Source organism: Mesorhizobium sp. WSM4989 (assembly GCF_029625795.1).
Taxonomy (GTDB): domain Bacteria; phylum Pseudomonadota; class Alphaproteobacteria; order Rhizobiales; family Rhizobiaceae; genus Mesorhizobium.
In genome coordinates, this window is record NZ_JARTVN010000002.1 from 538,817 (window position 1) to 554,990 (window position 16,174).

Sequence of the window (16,174 nt, forward strand, 5' to 3'; positions counted from 1 at the left end):
CACCGGGCCTGGACCGATCGCTCGATGCCCCATTTGCGCTGCCGCTTGCTGGCCGACGACTAACGGTTCATTCTTGTTTGAATACCCCGGCCGTGAAGTGCGTGGCGAGATCACGCCGTCATGGCTCCAGTGAGGTCTTGCTCGATGGACTGCTCGGGCTGCGGTTTCGAGGTTGAGGGCGGTTTCGCCTTCTGTCCGAAGTGTGGCAGGCGCCAGCCCGTGCCATGCGCCAGTTGCGGCTATCTGTGCGCACCTGATTTCGAGTTCTGTCCGAAATGTGGGGCAAGCGTCGGTGCGACGGCAAAAGCCGTCGAACGGCCTGCTCCGACACCGAGCCGGACCATTGTGCCGCCTTCTCGAACTCCGTCGCTGCCCGCGAACATCGAAAGCGAAGATGATGGGTTCCATCCCGTCTCTGAAGCCGATCGCAGGACGGTGACGGTCCTGTTCGCCGACCTTTGCGGCTTCACGACACTCAGCGAGCAGCTCGACCCCGAGGTGATGCAAGCGCTGCAGAACCAACTGTTCAGGGAATTGACGGCAGCCGTGCGAAACTTTGGCGGTTTCGTCGACAAATTCATCGGCGATGCATTGCTTGCCTTGTTCGGTGCGCCGGTCGCGCATGAGGACGATCCGGAACGTGCGCTTCGCGCCGCTCTCGACATGATGGCCCGGACGACGCGGCTCGGCGAAAGCGCTCCCCACTCCGGCTCGCCTCTGTTGCTCCACATCGGCATAAACACTGGTCCGGTCGTTACTGGCGGATTGGGCATCGGCACCGCCAAATCCTATTCGGTGACCGGCGATACCGTGAATACGGCGCAACGCTTGCAATCGCTGGCCGCACCGGGTGAGGTTCTGGTAGGCGAACTCACTCACAGGCTGACCCGGCATGCCTTCTCTTTCGAGCCGCTGGGCGATGTTGTGCTTCGCGGCAAGGCAGGCAGTGTGCTCGTCCATCGACTGGACGCACCGCTTGCGTTGCCGCGTGCAGCGCGTGGGCTCGAGGCGCTCGGCCTCAGCGCGCCGATCATAGGTCGTGGTGCGGAGCTCCATAGAATGCTGGCCAGCCTTGACCAGGCGTGCGGCGGCTCGGCCCAACTTGTTCGCCTCGTCGGAGAAGCCGGTATTGGGAAATCGCGGCTGGTGAAGGAATTCGTCGCCCGCGTCGGCGACGAGGATCGTTTTCGCAACGTCGCCGTGCGGCAGGCCACATGCTCACCGCTGGGCGAACAATCTTTTGGCGCCTTGGGCGCAGTGGTGCGCAGCGCTGCCGGGATGATGCAAAGCGATACTGGGGATGAAATGCGGGCGAAGCTCGGAGGCTTGCTGACCGACCTCGGCCTGCAGGGCGAGGAGGCGAAGCGGCTGATGCCTTTGCTCTACCATGTGCTTGGCCTTGGCGACCCCGATGCCACCTTGCAGCATGTCGAGCCCGAGCAGCTGCGGCGGCAAATCCTCTACGCAGTCCGCACGATCATCGAAAGGCGGCTTGCCTTGTCGCCGCTGTTGATTGTCGTCGAAGATCTGCACTGGGCCGACGCCGTGTCGCTCGAGGCGCTGCGTTTCGTGATGGACAGGTTGGAACGCACGCGGTTGATGTTGCTGGTCACGCATCGTCCGGCGCCGGACAACGACCAGCTCGACTCAAGTCGGGTCAGTCACACAGCGCTCAGGCTTTCGCCGCTCAACACTGATGACGGACGCGGGCTGCTGGCGGCGCTGTTCGGTGAGAGCTGGGTAAAGTCCGCAGGCAGGCTTGTCGACCAGATCCTCGAGCGCGCCGGCGGCAACCCGCTTTTTATAGAGGAGATCGTTCGCGGCCTGATCGATCGCGGTGTGCTGATGCGCGAGGGCCAGCGATGGCGGACTGCGGCAGGCGAAGTCGCAACCGGCATTCCCGCCACTATCCAGGCAATGCTGCTTGCCCGGGTCGACCGGCTGCCCCAGGAGGTGCGCCGGTTGGCCCAGGAAGCCGCGGTGATCGGCCCGCGCTTCGATGCCACACTTTTGAAAGCCGTGACAGCCGAACCCGGCCGCTTGGAAGCCGGCTGCGAACTGCTTTGCGATGCCGAAATCATCGAGGAGGTCGCCGGATCAGGCTCGATCTCGTCGCCAAGCTACCGCTTTACGCAAACGTTGCTGCAGGACGTGATCTACCAGAATCTGCTGTTGCAACGCCGGACCGATATCCACGGGCGGGTCGGTGCCGCCTTGGAGCAGCTGTGTGGCGACAAGCCGGAACGGCTCGAGGATTTGACCGTGCTCGGTCATCATTTCGCGCAGAGCGCGGAGCGGGAGAAAGGCGCGCATTACTTGCAGGCGGCGGGCGATCGCGCTCGCATGATATACGCCAACGACGACGCCCTTCGTTTCTACGAGCGAGCGCTGACTGCGTTGGGCGCGATCGGGCAAACGCCGCTCAAATTGGCAATCGCGGAGCGCATTGGCGATTTGAGCGGCCCGGTAGGCCGCCGCGAGGTCGCGCACCAGCACTACGAAACGGTGCTGCAGGCATATCGGGAATCAGGCAATCGTGTCGCGTCGGCACGAGTTTTGCGCAAGATCGGTCGGCTGCTCTGGGACGTCGGCAAGCGGGACAACGCAGAATCCCGCTATGCGGAAGCCGCAGCGCTGCTCGAAGGAGCGGATGCCCCGATCGAGCAGGCGCAGCTGTGGCAAGAACGTGGCCGACAGGCGTTCCGTAGCGGAGATCACGCTCGCGCAGCAAAATGGGCAGACGCGGCGCTGGATGGCGTACGCACTCTGACAACGGAGCATGTCTCCGAGGAAGGGCGTGACGCCACTCTTGTGACCGCCGAGGCACTCAACACCAAGGCTGTCGCGCTGGCTCGCCTTGGGCGAAACCTTGAAGCGGTGCGCCAGATCGAGCGTAGCATTGAATTGGCCGAAGCCGCCGGTCTGCTGGGCACGGCCTGCCGCGGCTACACCAATCTCGGCGTGCTTTACACGACCATCGATCCGGCACAGGCGATAAAGGTCTGTCGGCGCGGTCTTGAAGTGGCGCGCCATATTGGTGATTTGGGCTTTCAGGCGCGCCTCCTCGCGAACCTGGCGGTTGCTTGTTGTACTTTCACGGACCGTTGCCCAACGGAGGGCGTGCCTGCTGCCGAGAAGGCCATCGAGATCGACCGGGCACTCGACCAGCGCGAGCACCTGCCGGTGCCGTTGATCGTGCTTGCGCAGATCCACCAGTGCAACGGTCGTCCGGAACTGGCGGTTGGCTTGTTCCACGAAGCACTGGACGTAGCGCGCGAAACGAGTGAACCCCAACTGCTGTTTCCGTGCTATGATGGTCTGGCAACGCTTAATCTCGACCTCGACAATTTGGCCGAGGCCGAACGCTACTTTTCCCTGGCGCAGGGTATATGCGCCCAGCACGGGCTAGACCCGGAAGCGCTTGTGGTGCTGCCTTTTCTCGACTAGCCGGGTGGGAGGTTGAACAATGTCCGCGCGTATTGACTTGGTACCGCTTCAGCCAGGCGATCGTGCGCCGAACGTGGTGCTCGACGCCATAACCCAGGAAGGCAAGATCGCGCTTGACGACTTCCGCGGACAAAAACCGGTGCTGGTTGGCCTGTTTCGAGGTCTGCATTGTGCGTTTTGCCGACGCCATATCGCCGCCCAGGCGCGGCTTGATCCGGAACTGCGCGAAAAGGGGGTGGAAAGCCTGACGGTGGTCAACACGCCGATCGAACGGGCGCGTCTCTATTTCCGCTACCACCCGATGCCGAATCTGCTTGCGGCTTCCGACCCTGAACGCGCTTCGCATCGTGCTTTTGGACTGCCCAATCTCGAATTCACCCAGGATGACACGAACTGGCCGTACAAGGTTTCGATGGCAGCGGCAAAGGATATGCGGGTCGACATACCAGGCGAGTTGCCCGCTCCCATGGATCCTTTTGCGGCCAGCGAATTCCTCGACAAGAAGGACCAATACGAAGTGACCGAGGCCGACCAGCAGATGATGGCAACGGGACACGGACAACTGATCGGTCAATTCCTGCTGGACCGGCAGGGGGTGGTCCGCTGGAGCTTCACGGAGGTTCCAGAGGGTGGGCGATACATGTTTGGGGCGCCAAACCCGCAGGAGCTGATGTCAGCCGTATCCCAGGTCGTTCAATAGACTTGCGAACAAGGTAGTCGGGCGGGACACCGATAAAAAAGCAGAACCCGGTTTGTTCACCGGTCATCCGAGCACGGCCTCGACACGCGCAACAAAGTCTTCGAGCGAGCGATCCCCGCGAACCTCGATGCGCGGAAGGTCGATGGGATCGCAATCGAGATCCGCCGGCCCGTGTTTGCCGCCGAAGCCGATCCGATAGCCGCACTCCCTGGCCAGCCGGCCAAGCCGTCGGTCGGTGACAGAGAAGGGTGCCGCGAACGCCGTGGTTGGCCGACCGGTCCACCGTTCGACGAACATGCGAGAGCGCAGGAGCTCGGCGGCCAAATCAGAACTCGACAGACCATCGATCGCGCGATGCGTCGCCAGATGGCTTCCGAAGAACGCACCTTCGCCGGCGAGACGTCGCACCGTCCCAGCGTCCATAAGCTGCGTCGGCGGACCGCTGTCGATGTCCCACCGTGCACTTTCCCCTACCAAGTCCGTTACCAGGAACACTTCCGCGGTCAGGTCGTTCGCGCGCAAGATCGGCCAAGCATGGTCGGCAAAATTCTGGAAGCCGTCATCGAAGGTGATGAGCACCGGGCGGCCAACGAAAGGTTCACGGTTGGCGATGGACCATCCCAGTTGCTCGGACGTGATGGCGTGAAAGCCATTGGCGCGCAGCCATGCCATCTGGCGGTCGAATGCGGCGGGCGTGAGCCGAAAACGGGCGAGCGCGGCTGGACCATCATCGGCGATGCCGTGGTACATGAGGACAGGGACATGCTGCCGCCGCTCGCTGCGCGCGACGTCGCGGCGCAAGGCCCGTGCCCCGCCCCAGACGATATTTCGCGCGACTCCAACACCGATGGGCGCGTGGATTGGCACATGATCAATCACCGGGTCCGTCGCCACGCCGTCCGGTGACAGGCGGCGGAAGCGGTCTATGCGATAGAGCTCGGTCTGGATCGACCGCTCGAGGACGAGGCCTTCGGTCGCCGCCAGCGTCTCCGAGATCGCTTGTGCGCCGAATGTGTTCCAGTCGAAGCCCGTCCTCTCAACATTGTCTCGGAGCACGAATGCGTGTGCGCTGACGACACTGCCGCCAGGCGTCAACGCCTCAACAAATTTCTTGGCGATGCGCCGCAACTCAGCGAGATCGTCCAGGTAGTAGAGCACTTCCGAACAGACGATCAGATCCATCTTGCCCGGAAGCGTTTCCGCGGAGAAATCCAGTACGCCGAAGTCGACATTCGGCTGACCGCTGCATCGCGCGCGCGCCCGCTCGACGGCTACGCTGGAGATGTCAGTTGCGGTCAAATGGCCGACTCGCGGCGCCAGCTGCCGCGTGAAGTGGCCCTCCGCGCAGGCCAGCTCAAGCGCCCGTCCGATGAGACCGGCAGGCAGAATTTCGAGCTGCCGCTCATACTTTTCCTGCTCATAGGGCGAACGATAGTTCCAGGGATCCTCGGTCGCGAAACGGCGATTCCAGAACGACGTGCGATCAGTACCGTTGTCATCCGCGGCCGGTTTACGGCGCGGTGCCGCAAATGGCTCTGCAGGTTCGGCGCTCGACCGAACCAGTTCCTGCGCTTTCGCGGCCAATCGCGCCAGCTTGCCGAAGTGGCTATCCGGATCGGACGGAGGCTCCGCCATGGACAACGATGCCTCGGCTTCAGACATGTTTGACTTGTCGGCGACGCCGCTCTGCGAGGCCAACTCAATCCAATGGTTCCTTGTCACTTTCCCGAGCGCGCCGAACTGCACGCGAGCCTCGATCCGGCCGTCCATCATCAGATACGCATAAATTCGATCGATTCCTTCCGGCAGGTCGGTGGAGGCCGGATTTCCAACGTCGACGCGAATTCCGAGTGTCCGCGTCAGTCTGCGCGGCGCGGCGAGATCGTCGGAGTCGAGAAGCATTTGCTCAAGGTGATACTGGACGCGGCGACCCGCTGCGGGATCGTCCCAGACCCTGCCGAGTTCGACGATCAACTCGGTGAGGGGGCCACCGAACCTGTCCCACCTGGCAGCCAATTGCGCTGGCACCGACAGGCTTCCTACCATAAGGCCATCGAAGACCACCCTGGCGATCTCACGCGCCCATTTGCGTGCTGCCGGGACCGCGCGCAGGGACTGCGCGTCGATTGAGCAGGCGCCGCGGCCGCAATCCGACGCGGCGTTCCACAGCGCGAACCACGCGAGTGCTTCGGCAGCGGAGCAGCCGTTCGCGTCGATCGCTCCATTGGCGTGAACCGATGCCGGGTGTTCGACCCTGGGATCAGGAGAAAAGCCGCGGACGATCACGATTGCCGCATCTGCCAGCATCTGCGTCGAATTGCAGGAGAGCGAGTTGGGGCTGACCCGATGGAAAGCGAGAGGCTCGTCGACCATCACCCAACGTTTGCCCAGACGTGCGAGACGCTGCCACAGGTCCCAGTCCTCGCAGGTGCGCAGCGACACATCGAAACCGCCCAACTCGACAATTGTCTTCCGATCGACCAGCAGCGCGTGAGTGCGAATGGCGCGCCGGCGCGCGAAAGTTTCGAAGGGCTCGATCGCAACCTCTGTTGAGATGCTCGACGGGGTCAGTTCGCCGTCGGGCATCACGCGCCGAGAACCGCAATAGGCGGCCACCGCATCGGGAGCGGTTTTCAGAGCGGCCAGCATTTTCGCAAGGAAGCTGGCATCCACCCAATCGTCCGCATCCAGAAACATGAGCCATTGGCCGCGCGCTGTCGAAATCCCGCTGTTGCGCGCGCCGGCGGCGTTGTGCGCGCAAGAGCTCAATGTGCGAAATCGGGCATCGCGCTCAACATAACCGGCGATGATCGCGGGGGTGCGATCCGTGGAGGAGTCATCGACGATGATCGCCTCCCAATCCGCTATATCCTGATCGAGAAGGCAATCGAGTGCGCGCGCCAGCGTTGCCTCGGCGTTGTGCGCAGGAACCACGATTGAAACCAGAGGATTATGCGCCACGCCGTCTTACCCGCGCCTGCTTCGAACGGAGAACAAAAGTCCCAAACCATAGCCCGCGATTTCCTGCGGGCAAACAAGACTTGAAAACAGGCTTGAATGGAGAGCGCTCATGCCCGACGGTTTAGAATTAGGCCCGTGCGCCGGGGCGGTGTTTTCGCGTCACATCCGAGGCACTCGCGCTTACCGAAGGGGCTGTCGGGTGTGACTGGATTAGCGTAAGCTACTGTTCACAGGGGGTGCAAAACATGTACCGTGTCATCGCCCTAGCGATCCTAGTTCTGGCGGCCGTGTTCAGTTCCGCGAGGGCTGAAGTGCTGATCGGGGTCTCGTCTGCGATGACAGGGCGGCTTGCCTGGATCGGCGAGCAGGGGCAACGCGGCGCGGAGAGGGCGGTGGCCGACCTCAACGCGGCGGGTGGCGTGCTCGGCCAGAAGGTGAGGCTGATCTCGGTCGACGATTTCTGCGATCCCGAGCAGGCGGTCGCGGCCGCCCAGAAGCTGGTGGCCGACGGGGTGGTGCTCGTCGTCGGGCATTATTGCTCTGGAGCCTCGATCCCCGCATCAAAAGTGTATGAGGCGGCGGGCGTCGTGCAAATATCCCCAGGCTCGACCAATCCGCAGCTGACCGAACAGGGCCGTGGCAATGTCTTCCGCACCATTGGCCGCGACGACGCGCAGGGTTTCATCGCCGGCAACTACCTTGCCGATCACTGGGGCGACAAGAAGATCGCAATCCTTCACGACAATTCGACCTATGGGAAGGGTCTCGCCGACGAGACCAGGAAGCAGCTGAACAAACGGGGCGTGACTGAAGCTTTTTACGACGCATACAGGCCTGGGAAGGACGACTATTCAGCCGAGGTCGCTGCGTTGCAATCCGCCGGCATTTCGGCCTTGTATGTGGGCGGGTATCATGCCGACGTTGCGCTGATCGCTCGCGCTGCAGGCGACCGGGACTACACGCTTCAGCTCATATCCGGAGATGCTTTGGCTACCGAGGAATTCGCCCTGATCGCAGGCTCAGCGGCGGAGGGGACCCTGTTCACCTTCCCGGCGGACCCGCGGCGAAATGCCGGCGCGGCCGCGATCGTGGAGCAGTTCCGTGCGGACAACTTCGAGCCCGCGGGCTATACGCTGTTGAGCTACTGCGCGGTGCAGGTCTGGGCCCAGGCGGTGGCGAAGGCAGGTTCGCTGGCGCCAAAGGCGGTCATAGCGGCACTGCGCGAACAGCAATTCGACACCGTCATTGGCAGGGTCGATTTCGACGCCAAGGGCGACCTCACGAGGCAGAGCTGGGTTTGGTACGTCTGGCGGGGCGGGGAGTACGTGCCGGTTGAATAGGGTGCGCCGAACGCCGGCGTGACGCTGAGACGTCTAGTCTGATGCAGACCAGTGTGGCTGGATTGTTCCGACTCCCCACGATGCTTGAACGCCTCGGCATACGCGGTCGGCTGTTGCTCGCCTTTTTCGGGATCAGCGGCCTTGCGGTGCTGGCTACCGCTGCGGCGCTTTATGCCTTCCTCGAAGTCGGCGACGTCGTCGACCGAATCACCACGGATCGGGTGCCGCCGGCGTTGGCTTCCCTCCAGCTGTCGCGCCAGGCCGAACGGGTCGCTGCCGCCGCGCCATCGGTGCTGGCGGCGACAAGCAGGGCTCAGCACAGCAAGGTCTCGGCGGCCGTCGCGCTCGAGATGTCCCGCCTCGAGGCCCTGCGTACGGATCTCAGAGATGCTACGCTGGGCACAGTGCCTTTAGCTGAGATCGAGGAAGCTGCGGTTGTCCTGAGGCGCAACCTGAAGGAGCTCGACTCTCTTGTTGTCGCCCGCCTCGAGGTCGTCGCCCGCAAGGAGGAGCTTCTGAACCGCCTCGCCGCGACGACGACCGGCAGCCAACGCCTTCTGGCCACCGGCATCGTGGTGATGGATTCCAGGCTCCCGCAATGGCGGGCGGTCGCGGCCGATACGTCGCTGTCGCCCGATCGACGCGCAGCGGCAATGGCCGACATGGTCCATGCGATTGCGGCTTACATCCCCCAGCAGAAGGCGCTGCTGGAGATCTCGGCAGTCAACGACGCGCTGGTGAAGGCCGCGACCGCGCCGACGCGAGGCGACCTGGCGTTGATCCTGTTTCCGCTGCACCGCTCGCTCGCCGCTCTGGAAACGGCTTCCTCGGAGATCGACGAAAAGCTGCAAACCCGTTTTCGGCTGCGGGTGGACGAGTTCGAGGTACTCACCGATGGTGAGAGCAGCATCCCGAAGGCACGGGAGGAGGAGCTTGCGGTCCTCTCGCAGGGCGAAAAGCTTCTGGCTGAAAACAATCGGCTGTCGCGCAGTCTGACCGCAGCCGTCGACCGTCTTGTCGCCGCAGCGGACCGCGAGATCGCTGCCTCCGGTCGCGAAGCCGCGCTCGTCCAGCGCTACGGCACCGGAGTTGTCCTCGGCTCTGCGTTTCTCAGCCTGTTGAGCTCGGTTCTGGTCGTCTGGCTCTATGTCGACCGCAGCCTACTCGCCCGTCTGGGAGCGGTGAGTCAGGGCATGCTCGCGATCGCGGGCGGCGACCTTCGTGCGCCGCTGCCGGCGGCGGGCAGCGACGAAATCGGGCGCATGGCCGAGGCGCTGAGCCTCTTCCGGGATACCGCTGTCGAGGTCGAGGAAAAGAACCTGCGCGACGTTGCAGAAGCGCGTCAGCGGCTGGTCGATGCCATCGAAAGCATTTCCGAAGGTTTCGCTCTCTATGACAAAGAGGACTGGCTTGTCCTTAGCAACAGCCGCTACCGCGAACTGCTATACGCCGGTCTGGAGGCAGAGCTAACCCCCGGCATGGCATTCGAGGAGATCATTCGCCGATCCGCGGAGCGTGGCTACATCAGGGATGCCGAGGGTCGGGTCGATGAGTGGGTCGCGGAGCGCCTATGGCGGCACCGTAACCCCGGCGAACCGTGGGTGCAGCGGCGGGGCGACGGACGATGGATCATGATAAACGAGCGGCGGATCAGCGCCGGCGGCACGGTCGCCGTCTATTCGGACATCACCGAGCTGAAGCAAAGGGAGGAGAACCTCGCCGAGAAGTCCGCTGCCCTGGAAGCGCTTTCCAGCAAGCTGGCGAAATATCTGGCGCCCCAAGTGTACAGCTCGATATTCACCGGCCGCCAAGACGTTAGAATCGCCAGCCAGCGTAAGAAGCTGACCATATGCTTCTCCGATATCGCCGGCTTTACCGAGACCACCGACAAGATGGAATCCGAGGATCTCACCCAGCTCCTCAATCACTACCTGACGGAAATGTCGAAAATCGCGTTGGATCATGGTGCCACGATCGACAAGTACGTCGGCGACGCGATCCTGATGTTTTTCGGCGACCCTGAGACGCGCGGCGTCAAGCAGGACGCGCTGGCTTGCGTGCAGATGGCGCTTGCCATGCAAAAGCGGATCAGCGAGCTTACGGAGGTCTGGCGGGACATGGGGATCGAAACACCGCTGCGCTGCCGCATCGGCATCCATACCGACTACTGCACCGTCGGTAACTTCGGCAGCGAGGACCGGATGGATTACACGATAATCGGCGGCGCCGTGAATCTCGCCTCGCGCCTGGAACAAGAGGCGGCTCCGGGGACCATCCTCATTTCCTACGAGACGTTTGCGCAAGTGAAGGACACGATCGATTGTGAGGAGATGGGGCACGTCCAGGTCAAGGGCATCGCCTATCCGGTCGCTACCTACCGCGTCATCAAGGCCAATCTAGCGGGCGCCTGTCGCGTTGTTCGAACCGAGCTGCCGCACTTCAGGCTGGAACTTGAACCGGGGCTGATGTCCGCCGATGAGCGTGGCGGTGCCGCCACTGCGCTTCGAGACGCGCTGGACCGGCTTTCCCACAAGCCCGGGCAGTAGGAGTTGGGCGCCGCGCCTGCCGGCAAATCACCGAAGCCGCGTCCGAGCAAGTCACGACTACGTATCCGGGCCGGACATGGGTTGAGGTGGTAGCGGAGGAGGGACTTGAACCCCCGACCCCAGGATTATGATTCCCGTGCTCTAACCAACTGAGCTACTCCGCCAGGAGCGGCGAAGAGGCTCGAAGAACCACACCGGTCGTGGGCAATTCGAGGCGTTCGCCAAGGTCGCGCGGATATAAGGTTGGCAGGGCAAAGCTGTCAAGCCGCACGCATCAGCATAATCTCATCCCGGAAAAGCCGCGCCGGGCAGACGCTGAAGCGCATGCATCGGGGTTGAGTTCGACGGGGCACGTCGCTATGTCTCGGCCACGAAATTCTAGAGTTTGAGCGAATGAAGCCGCGCATCGCCGTCCTCGGTTGCGGATACTGGGGCAGCAACCACATCCGCACCCTCAAGGCGCTTGGCGCGCTCCATGCCGTTTCCGACGTCAACCGTGCCCGCGCCGAAGGCTTTGCCAGCGAGCAGGACTGCCTGGCGATCGGGCCGGACCAGCTGTTCGAGCGCGCCGATGTCGACGCCATTGTCATGGCGCTGCCGCCGCAATTCCATGCCGACATGGCGCTGCGCGCCATCGAGGGCGGCAAGGACGTGCTGGTGGAAAAGCCGATCGCGCTGACGGTCGCGGACGCCGAGCGTTCGGTGCAGGCGGCCAGGAACAATGGCCGCGTCTTCATGGTGGGCCACGTGCTGCGCTTCCACCCCGCCTTCGAGACGCTGAAGGCGTTGATCGACAATGGCGAGCTCGGCGAGGTGCGCTACATTCACTCGCACCGGCTCGGCCTCGGCAAGTTTCACACCGAGAACGACGCGCTCTGGGACCTTGCGCCGCATGACCTCTCGATGATCCTCGCCATCACCGGCACCGAGCCGATCGAGGTCAGGGGCGAGGGCGCGGCACTGCTCGACAACCTCAGCGACTTCGCGCATCTGCACATGCGCTTTCCGAACGGCGTGCGCAGCCATCTGTTCGCTTCTCGTCTCAATCCCTATCGCGAGCGCCGGCTGACCGTGGTCGGAACCAAGGCGATGGCGGTGTTCGACGATGTCGAGCCGTGGGAGCGCAAGCTTGCGGTCTACAGGCACGCGGTCTGGCAGGACAGCGGACAGTGGGCCTTCACCGCCAACGAGCCTTCCTACGTTGCGGTCGGCGAAGGCATGCCGCTGACGCGCGAGCTCGCCCACTTCATGCAGTGCATCGAGACGCGCGCCGAACCCCGCACCGACGGCGAGGAAGCGATCCGGGTGCTGCGCATCCTGACGGCTGGGACGGTGGCGCATAGCGGGTCGCCCGCTTAAGGCGCGACCACAAAAGGAATCCTGAGGCAAAGCGCCCGATTGAAGGCGTGGGTTACTCGGCGGGGACGTGCGCGGGCTGCTGCGCAAGCCTGGACAGCATCGCCTCGGCCTCGGCGCCGCGCTCGGAGCGCTCGATAAAGCCGCCGCCATAGACTCGCGCCTCATCGCCGTCATCGGAATAGAGCACGCAGGCCTGTCCGGGCGCGATGCCGGATTCGCCGTCGACCAGCTCGACCGAGGTCACGCCGTCGCGGTGATGCAGCACGGCCGGGCGCGGCGGCCGGGTCGAACGGACTTTTGCGAAAAGCTCGATCCCGCCGGCCGGAACGTCGGAGAGCGGGCCGTCGCCGAGCCAGTTCATGGCGCGCAGGTAGATCCTGTGCGTCTCCAGCGCCTCGCGCGGGCCGACAATGACGCGGGCGCGGTCGGCGTCGAGATGGACGACATAGAGCGGCTCGCCCGAAGCGATGCCGATGCCGCGGCGCTGGCCGATCGTGAAGCGCAAGATGCCTTCGTGACGCCCGAGCACGCGACCGTCGATATGGACAATATCGCCCGGATTGGCGGCCGCCGGCTTCAGCTTGGCGATAATGTCGGAGTACTTGCCCTGCGGCACGAAGCAGATGTCCTGGCTGTCCTGCTTGGCGGCGACCGTCAGCCCCATCTCCTCGGCGATCGCCCGCACCTGCGGCTTGGGAAGTCCGCCGAGCGGGAAGCGCAGATAGTCGATCTGCGCCTGGGTCGTGGCGAACAGGAAATAGCTCTGGTCGCGGTCTGCATCGACCGGCCTGTAGAGCGCGCGATGCGCGCCATTGGCGCGCGAGCGGATGTAATGGCCCGTGGCCAAAGCATCGGCGCCGAGATCCTGGGCGGTGGCCAAAAGGTCCGCGAACTTGACCGTCTGGTTGCAGGACACGCAGGGGATAGGCGTCTCGCCGGCGACGTAGCTCTCGGCGAAGGGATCGATGACCGCCTTGCGGAAGCGCTCTTCATAGTCGAGCACGTAATGCGGGATGCCGAGCGTCTCGGAAACGCGGCGGGCATCGTCGATGTCCTGGCCGGCGCAGCAGGAACCGGCGCGGTGCGTTGCCGCGCCGTGGTCGTAAAGCTGCAGGGTGACGCCGACAACATCATAGCCGTCGCGCTTCAGGATGCCGGCAACGACCGATGAATCGACGCCGCCCGACATCGCGACGACGACGCGGGTGTCTTCTGGGCGTCGGGGAAGATCGAGGCTGTTCATGGTTCTTTCAATCTGCGTGGCGCTGGCTGCCAATGGCCGGAATATAGGTCAAGCATCCCGGCGGCGCCAGCTTGGCTCCTCAAGCGATTTTATCGGGCAAAATCAGGGCCGGACCCCGATTATCTCAAATGCCGAACGAAAACCTAACGCGACGTTCACGATCCTTACCTAGTCATTAGGCTTCGCTTAGGCAATTTTTAAAGCTGTGGCGGTACGGTGGCGGGGATTGGGTCTTTGAGTTTTTAGTAGAGAGTACGATGACCGATCTGGTTAGACCTAGAGTCAAATATGTTATCGGGCCCGACGGCAGCCCTCTCACGATAGCCGATCTACCGCCGACGAATACACGGCGCTGGGTTATCCGGCGCAAGGCGGAAGTCGTCGCGGCGGTCCGCGGCGGACTACTCAGCCTGGAAGAGGCCTGCCAGCGCTACAAGCTGACCACCGAGGAGTTTCTCTCCTGGCAGGCATCGATCGACGAATATGGCCTTGCCGGGCTGCGCACGACGCGGATCCAGCAGTACCGGCACTAGGCTCCGACTGCCGGAAACCAAAGAAGGGCGCGGAACTCCGCGCCCTTTTGCTTCCGGGATCTGCGCTGATCAAACCGTCAGCACAACCTTGCCGATCGGTCGGGTGGCGAGGAAGGCATGGGCGGCACCCGCCTGGTTCAGCGGAAAAGCCTTCGCCACGTGCACGGCGAGCTTCCTGGCATCGACTAGCCTGGCGAGTTCCACCAGCCCCTCGCGATCCGGCACCACCGACATGCGCTCGACGCGGACGTTGCGCTCCCCGGCCTTGGCCCTTGTCGCATCGTGGACGTTGAGCAGCGACACCAGCACGCCGCCTTCGCGCAGCACTTTCAGTGACCGGTCGGCATGGTCGCCGCCCATGGCGTCCAGCACCAGATCGATATCGCGGACCCGTTCGGTGAAATCTCCGTTGGTGTAGTCGACGACCTCATCGGCGCCGATCGAGCGGACGTATTCAAGCTTGTCCGGGCTCGCAGTAGCGATGACCCAGGCGCCGCGCGCCTTGGCTATCTGCACAGCGAGATGGCCGACGCCGCCGGCGCCGGCGTGGATCAGGACGCGCTGGCCGGATTGCAGGCCGCCGTGGCGGACGAGACCCTGCCAGGCGGTCAGCCCGGCCAGCGGCAGCGCCGCGGCTTGGGCATGGTCGATGGCGGCAGGCTTGGCTGCGATCTCGTCCACCGGCGTGGCGACGAACTCGGCATAGGCGGCGGCCTGCTTGGGGAAGCGCGGCATGCCGAAGACCGCATCGCCGAGCTTGAAGGCGGTCACGCCGGTGCCCAGCGCCTCGACGGTGCCCGAGATATCCCAGCCGAGAATGAAAGGTGGTTCGCCGATGAGAGGGAAGTAGCCGGCGCGCACCGCGCCATCGACCGGGTTGATGCCCGCGGCCTTGACGCGGACCAGAACTTCGCTGGCCTTGGGCGAGGGGGCCGGCTGTTCGGCGACGAAGAGGACGTCGGGTTCGCCAACGGAATTCTGGGTAACGGCACGCATTGGATGCTCTCCTGCTTGATTGCTGCCGCTATCATTTGGATAGTAACAATCGCTTGTCTAGTATGCACCTTTCGGATATATAGATACCTCATGGATAGTGAAGACAGCGGTTCCTTTGGCTACGATGCATTCCGGCGCACATGCCCGTCGCATACGGTGCTCGAAATGCTGGCCAGCAAATGGGTCTATCTGACGGTTTGCGCGTTGCGGCGCGGCCGCCTGCGCAATGGCGAGCTCGCCCGCAAGCTGGAAGGCATCACGCCGAAAATGCTGACGCAGACGCTGCGCGTGCTGGAGCGCGACGGGCTCGTCCGGCGCGAGGTCTATCCGGTCATACCGCCGAGGGTCGAGTATGAATTGACGGAGCTCGGCCAGAACCTTGCGGGACTGCTCAGCCAGATCAGGTCCTGGGCGGAAGAGCATGCCCCCGACATCAAGGAAGCCCGAGCGCGGGCATCGGTGGACCATCAGGATGATGAAACGGCGATGCTGCCCTAAGCCGGAGGCCGGGCTTTTTCGGCTCGTGGTTCGAAACGGCGATCAGGCAGGGCTCCGAGGGATCAATTGCGCTCGGCGGTCAGCCGATCATGGCGCTGCGGCCGCCCACTTCCGCGTCGCGGATCTTGCTGTCGCGCGATTCCAGCATCTCCGCCTTGGAAAGCTCCGCTTCAGCTTCGCCGAGTAATGATTCGGCCATGGTTCGCTGCTGGGCGAGATCGTTCTGCGAGTTCCTGAGGTTGTCGCGGCGCAGTCGTGCCGCCTTGGCGAAGGTCGGATAGGCAAAATGATTGATGTCGGTGATGCCGGCTTTTTTCTCTTCAGCGACGATTTGCGCCTCCAACTCGACGGCCATGCGTTCGAATTCGGCGATCATCATGTCCAGCTGCAACAGCTGGCGCCGCTTCTCATTCACCTGAAACTGCTTCAGCCGAACGAGGTTTTCACGTGACTTCATGACTCGGTACTCCGCAAAACGCACACCTGCATATCGTCCCATCGACCTCGAAAGGCCTACGCGTCGCCCGTTTCCACCGGCTTTCCCCGCTCTA

At 63.4% G+C, this 16,174-nt stretch carries 11 protein-coding genes and 1 tRNA gene; 7 read left to right on the top strand and 5 right to left on the bottom strand.

Going from position 1 to position 16,174, the window contains the following annotated elements; all coding sequences use genetic code 11:
- Window positions 1-144: 144 nt before the first annotated feature.
- Both P9217_RS15290 and P9217_RS15295 read left to right on the top strand, forming a co-directional pair.
- Window positions 145-3,447, top strand: a complete 3,303-nt coding sequence (locus P9217_RS15290) for an adenylate/guanylate cyclase domain-containing protein (protein ID WP_278087193.1) — start codon at window positions 145-147, stop codon at window positions 3,445-3,447.
- 19 nt (window positions 3,448-3,466) lie between these two features.
- Window positions 3,467-4,147, top strand: a complete 681-nt coding sequence (locus tag P9217_RS15295; protein ID WP_067326351.1) for a redoxin domain-containing protein — start codon at window positions 3,467-3,469, stop codon at window positions 4,145-4,147.
- Window positions 4,148-4,210: 63 nt separating this feature from the next.
- On the opposite strand, the gene P9217_RS15300 is transcribed toward P9217_RS15295, so the two are convergent.
- Window positions 4,211-7,108: a trifunctional glycosyltransferase/class I SAM-dependent methyltransferase/polysaccharide deacetylase gene (locus P9217_RS15300; protein ID WP_278087194.1), complete on the bottom strand. Its 2,898-nt coding sequence runs from the start codon at window positions 7,106-7,108 to the stop codon at window positions 4,211-4,213.
- A 245-nt stretch (window positions 7,109-7,353) separates the two neighbouring features.
- On the opposite strand from P9217_RS15300, the gene P9217_RS15305 reads away from it, so the two are divergent.
- Entirely contained in the window at window positions 7,354-8,448 is a 1,095-nt protein-coding gene (locus tag P9217_RS15305; RefSeq protein ID WP_278087195.1) for a branched-chain amino acid ABC transporter substrate-binding protein, read from the top strand.
- 80 nt (window positions 8,449-8,528) lie between these two features.
- On the top strand, window positions 8,529-10,994 hold the full coding sequence (locus tag P9217_RS15310) for an adenylate/guanylate cyclase domain-containing protein (RefSeq protein WP_278087196.1): 2,466 nt from the start codon (window positions 8,529-8,531) through the stop codon (window positions 10,992-10,994).
- 87 nt (window positions 10,995-11,081) lie between these two features.
- On the opposite strand, the gene P9217_RS15315 is transcribed toward P9217_RS15310, so the two are convergent.
- Window positions 11,082-11,158: transfer RNA gene (locus P9217_RS15315), tRNA-Met, on the bottom strand.
- A gap of 229 nt (window positions 11,159-11,387) precedes the next feature.
- Here P9217_RS15315 and P9217_RS15320 point away from each other — a divergent pair.
- Window positions 11,388-12,353, top strand: coding sequence for a Gfo/Idh/MocA family oxidoreductase (locus P9217_RS15320; RefSeq protein WP_095777253.1), 966 nt, complete (start codon window positions 11,388-11,390; stop codon window positions 12,351-12,353).
- 52 nt (window positions 12,354-12,405) lie between these two features.
- Here the strand turns inward: P9217_RS15320 and mnmA are convergent, their stop codons facing one another.
- The gene (gene mnmA, locus P9217_RS15325; RefSeq protein ID WP_278087197.1) at window positions 12,406-13,596 is read right to left on the bottom strand and encodes a tRNA 2-thiouridine(34) synthase MnmA; all 1,191 of its coding nucleotides are present in this window, start codon (window positions 13,594-13,596) and stop codon (window positions 12,406-12,408) included.
- Window positions 13,597-13,853: 257 nt separating this feature from the next.
- On the opposite strand from mnmA, the gene P9217_RS15330 reads away from it, so the two are divergent.
- Window positions 13,854-14,129: a DUF1153 domain-containing protein gene (locus tag P9217_RS15330; RefSeq protein WP_006203587.1), complete on the top strand. Its 276-nt coding sequence runs from the start codon at window positions 13,854-13,856 to the stop codon at window positions 14,127-14,129.
- 69 nt (window positions 14,130-14,198) lie between these two features.
- Here the strand turns inward: P9217_RS15330 and P9217_RS15335 are convergent, their stop codons facing one another.
- Window positions 14,199-15,125, bottom strand: coding sequence for an NADP-dependent oxidoreductase (locus tag P9217_RS15335; protein WP_278087198.1), 927 nt, complete (start codon window positions 15,123-15,125; stop codon window positions 14,199-14,201).
- A gap of 90 nt (window positions 15,126-15,215) precedes the next feature.
- On the opposite strand from P9217_RS15335, the gene P9217_RS15340 reads away from it, so the two are divergent.
- Window positions 15,216-15,623, top strand: coding sequence for a helix-turn-helix domain-containing protein (locus P9217_RS15340; RefSeq protein WP_095777256.1), 408 nt, complete (start codon window positions 15,216-15,218; stop codon window positions 15,621-15,623).
- Between the two features lie 79 nt (window positions 15,624-15,702).
- Here P9217_RS15340 and P9217_RS15345 read toward each other — a convergent pair whose 3' ends face one another.
- Window positions 15,703-16,080: a flagellar export protein FliJ gene (locus P9217_RS15345; RefSeq protein WP_095777257.1), complete on the bottom strand. Its 378-nt coding sequence runs from the start codon at window positions 16,078-16,080 to the stop codon at window positions 15,703-15,705.
- Between the last annotated feature and the right edge of the window lie 94 nt (window positions 16,081-16,174).

What these genes read in the sequence shown, in the direction of transcription:
- mnmA (WP_278087197.1), bottom strand. Translation starts at nt 13,596, where the DNA reads ATGAACAGCCTCGATCTTCCCCGACGCCCAGAAGACACCCGCGTCGTC.
- P9217_RS15335 (WP_278087198.1), bottom strand. Translation starts at nt 15,125, where the DNA reads ATGCGTGCCGTTACCCAGAATTCCGTTGGCGAACCCGACGTCCTCTTC.
- P9217_RS15310 (WP_278087196.1), top strand. Translation starts at nt 8,529, where the DNA reads ATGCTTGAACGCCTCGGCATACGCGGTCGGCTGTTGCTCGCCTTTTTC.
- P9217_RS15305 (WP_278087195.1), top strand. Translation starts at nt 7,354, where the DNA reads ATGTACCGTGTCATCGCCCTAGCGATCCTAGTTCTGGCGGCCGTGTTC.
- P9217_RS15345 (WP_095777257.1), bottom strand. Translation starts at nt 16,080, where the DNA reads ATGAAGTCACGTGAAAACCTCGTTCGGCTGAAGCAGTTTCAGGTGAAT.
- P9217_RS15330 (WP_006203587.1), top strand. Translation starts at nt 13,854, where the DNA reads ATGACCGATCTGGTTAGACCTAGAGTCAAATATGTTATCGGGCCCGAC.
- P9217_RS15340 (WP_095777256.1), top strand. Translation starts at nt 15,216, where the DNA reads ATGGATAGTGAAGACAGCGGTTCCTTTGGCTACGATGCATTCCGGCGC.
- P9217_RS15320 (WP_095777253.1), top strand. Translation starts at nt 11,388, where the DNA reads ATGAAGCCGCGCATCGCCGTCCTCGGTTGCGGATACTGGGGCAGCAAC.
- P9217_RS15290 (WP_278087193.1), top strand. Translation starts at nt 145, where the DNA reads ATGGACTGCTCGGGCTGCGGTTTCGAGGTTGAGGGCGGTTTCGCCTTC.
- P9217_RS15295 (WP_067326351.1), top strand. Translation starts at nt 3,467, where the DNA reads ATGTCCGCGCGTATTGACTTGGTACCGCTTCAGCCAGGCGATCGTGCG.